The sequence below is a fragment of the Actinoplanes sp. NPDC048791 genome, from assembly GCF_040650095.1.
GTDB lineage: Bacteria > Actinomycetota > Actinomycetes > Mycobacteriales > Micromonosporaceae > Actinoplanes.
This window is the reverse complement of the sequence record NZ_JBEZGQ010000877.1, coordinates 1-3,507: the sequence shown is the minus strand read 5'-3', so window position 1 is coordinate 3,507 and position 3,507 is coordinate 1. Positions and strand designations below refer to the sequence as shown.

The following is a 3,507-nucleotide window of genomic DNA, read 5'->3' as shown; positions in this document are numbered from 1 at the left end:
CCGCCGCCGTGGTCACCGCGGCCAGGACAGTGAGGAACGCGGCCAGGATCGGCCGTGTCTTTGCTCGCACCGGTTGTCTCTCCGCCCTGCCCGGCAGGCGCGCCGCGCGCCTCCTGTCTAGAGCAAGCGCGCGGCGCGATCTGCGGTTCTGGCGGTTTACCTCCGAAAGAGGATTACCTCTTCAGGTGACGCAGGGCCCGGCGGACCAGGTCCACGCGCTTGTCCTCGGGCAGCCCCTCCAGGCCGAAGCCCAGGAAGACGCTGTCCGCGGTGGTCACGGCGGCACCGGAGTCGAAGGCGAGCTGGCTGCGCGCCCAGTCGGTGCTGTTGCGGCCCGAGCCCGGCGGCGGCCCGGCGACGGTCCAGCCGCCGAGGTCCGTCTCGAACGAGGTCTGCTGCGCGACCGCGCCGCCGACCTCGACCCGCACGTCGTCCAGGAAGACGCCCAGGCCCTGGGTGCCCCAGTCCGACATGTAGGAGATCGAGAGCTCGACCTGCTTGCCCGCGTAGGCGCTCAGGTCGGCGTCGAACTGCTTCCAGCCGGAGCTGGTGCCGGTCGCCGCGTTCCAGGTGCCGGTGGTGCCGGTCGACGTGCAGCCCTCGCCCTGGTAGTGGGTCAGGAACGGGTGGATCGTCTCGATGCCGGACTGGCAGCTGTCCCCGGTCTCGGTGGTGGTCAGCCCACCCGCGTCCGGCAGCGTGGTCCAGTCGTCGGTGCCCACGACGTGCGCCTCGACGAACATGAAGTCCCAGCCCGCCTCGGTGTCGAAGGACGTCTGGAACTTCAGCCGGGCGGCGGTCGCCGCCGTCAGGTCGACGGTCTTGGTGAGCCGCTTGTACGAGACGTCCGACTGCCCGCTCCACAGGTACCAGTCGCCGTCGTACGGGTCGTACGGCGCGGCCCCGGGCAGCTGCCAGTCGATCGGCGCCCGCGAGTTGCCGAACTGCGGGAACTGCTTCGGCGGCAGGAAGCTGGCGGTGGTCAGGAAGGACCCGGTGTGGTCACCGGCCGGGGTGGCACTGAAGCCCTTGAAGGCCCCCTCGGTGCCGACCAGCGGGTACGGCGTGCCCTCCGGGCTGGTGCCGCCGTCGCTGACGTAGGAGTACGCCCCGAGCCAGTACTGCTCGAAGTCGTTGCCCAGCGGCAGACAGGTCGGGTCGTTCGCGGCCAGGCACTCCGCCGGGCCGTTGGGCTGGTACACGTAGGCACCGTTGGCGGCCTGCGCGAAGCCGGCGTACTTGCCGCTGAACAGCAGCTTGCCGCCCTCGTTCAGGTAGTCACGCACGGCCAGCTCGGTCTCCAGGGCCGAGCGGGCCACCGTGCCGGCCGGCTGGCCGGGCGCCCGCGGGATGATGTCGTCGCCGGTCTCCCACAGCACGGTCCGGTAGTGCGAGAGCACACCGAGCGGGTGCGGGGCCTGACGGCCGTTGGCGTCGATGTCGTAGACGTCGGCCGAGCGGCCGGCGCGCTTGAGGGCCGCCACGTGCGCGGCGGCGTAGCGGGCGGTGGTGGCGCCGTCGGTGTTGGCCGGCGAGACGCCGGTGACGTCCTCGGCGGCGAGCACCAGCACGTCACCACCGATCTTGCTGGCGACGGTGTAGGTGAAGCTCGCCGACTTGACCGTCCGGCGGCCGTTGCGGGCGGTGAACCAGACCTGCACCTTGTCCTTGGGGCGGGCCTTGGCGACCGTGCCCCGGCGCTCGGCGAAGTACTTGTCGACGCCGTCGCCGTAGCGCTCGCCGCCGCGCCACTCCCGGGTCCCGTCGGTGCGCTCACGCCCGCCGTTGACCCGGTAGTGCAGGGTGACGTCGCGCAGGGCCCGGCGGGCGGTGACGGCGACCTGCTGGCGCGAGCCGTACGAGGTGCTGAACGCGTCGACGGTCAGGTCGGCGGTGCTGCGCCCGACGGTCGAGATCGGGTTGTCCGGGTCGACGGCCGACTGGCCGACCGACAGCGCGAACGGCAGGTTCTTGCGGAACTCGTCCTCGATCAGCTTCTCGTCGTCCGGGAAGTTGAAGCCGCTCTCGCAGTCCTCGGCCTTCCACTGGTCGTCCGGGTAGAGGTTGGAGATCGTCTCGCAGGTGCTCATCTCCGGGGTGAAGCCGAGCGCCCCGGTACGTACCTGGGCGTGGAAGTCGGTGTCGCCGTTGGTGGTGTAGAGCTCGGCCGAGATGTCCGGGTCGTAGCCGGGCACGGCCGGGTGCGCGTCGTCGCCGGCCAGGGCGATCTGGATCTGGTCGTCCGGGCTGGGCGTGCTGACCTGCCAGCCGATGCCGTAGAGCAGCAGCTCGGCGGCCGAGTGGTAGTTCACCAGGAACTCGAAGCCGACCCGCTTGAACAGCGCGTCGAGCGCCTTGGTCTCGGGCTCGGAGTTGGGGCCCGGGCCGCGGTAGGTCTCGCTGGCCGGGTCGGGCGACGAGCCCTCGTTGTCGTAGCCCCACTTCTCCGCGAAGTTGCGGTTGAGGTCGACTCCGTCGCCCGCGGTGATCTCACCGTCGCCGTTGTTGTCCCGCAGGTTCTTGCGCCACAGCCGGTGGCCCTCGGTGAAGGTGAAGTCGTAACCGTCCGGGTTCACCACCGGCAGGAACCAGACCTCGGTGGTGTTGAGCAGCTTGGTCAGCGCCGGGTCGGTGCCGTAGCCGTCGATGACGTGGTGCATCAGCCGCCGGGTCATCTCGGGGGTGATCCACTCGCGGGCGTGCTGCGCGCCGAGGTAGATCGTCGCGGGGCGGCGCCCGTCGGGCACGAACCGCGCGTCGCGGGTCACCTTCACGGCCTGGATGGGTACGCCGCGGACCGTCTTGCCCACGGTGACCAGCTTGGCCAGGCGCGGGTTGCGGGCGGCGGTGTCGGCGAGCTCCTCGCGGAGGCCGCCGGGGGCGTTGTACTGCCGGAAGACGGTCGGCGCCGCGGCGGCCTGCTTGCGCATCGCCGTGGTCGTGCGCTTCTCGGCCAGCGGCACGCCCGCGGCGATCAGGGACTCGGCCTGGCGGCGGCCGAGGATGGGCTGGACGGTGACTTTGCCGTCGGCGGCGGCGGTCACGGCACTCTCGTCGTGGTCGATGCCGACGGCCCGGAGGCGCTGGAGCTGTGCTGCGTCGAGGGTGCCGACGTACACCGCGAGATCGTCCTCGGCTGGTACGGCGGCGGCCGGCGCGATCCCGGACAGGGCCGCGGCGGCCACTGTCAGAAGAGATAACGCGCAGGCGGTAGCCCGGCGGGCTGGGGTCATGGTGTGAGCCTCCATGGGTGGGAAGGTCGTGAGTGGACCCTCCCGGCCATCCGCCGAGGCTGTCAAGGATGTGCATACCTGTATCGGTGAAGAAATGGTAACGGTCCGTACCCGTTCAGGTTTCTCTCAGCCGGGCGAGGCACGGTGGGTGCCATGTCAACCGCCGATCGGTCGAGGATGCGCTGGCAAGTGGCTGTTACCGCTGCTGGCGCGGCCCTGCTGGCCGCTTGCTCCGCCGAGGAGCCGGCTGCCGCTCCACGGGCTCGTCGATCGC

At 71.0% G+C, this 3,507-nt stretch carries 1 protein-coding gene; it reads right to left on the bottom strand.

Annotated elements, in window-relative coordinates:
- Window positions 1-173: 173 nt before the first annotated feature.
- Complete coding sequence (locus tag AB0C29_RS38925) at window positions 174-3,233, bottom strand: M14 family zinc carboxypeptidase (RefSeq protein WP_360831527.1); 3,060 nt, start codon at window positions 3,231-3,233, stop codon at window positions 174-176.
- Window positions 3,234-3,507 lie beyond the last annotated feature (274 nt).

What these genes read in the sequence shown, in the direction of transcription:
- AB0C29_RS38925 (WP_360831527.1), bottom strand. Translation starts at nt 3,233, where the DNA reads ATGACCCCAGCCCGCCGGGCTACCGCCTGCGCGTTATCTCTTCTGACA.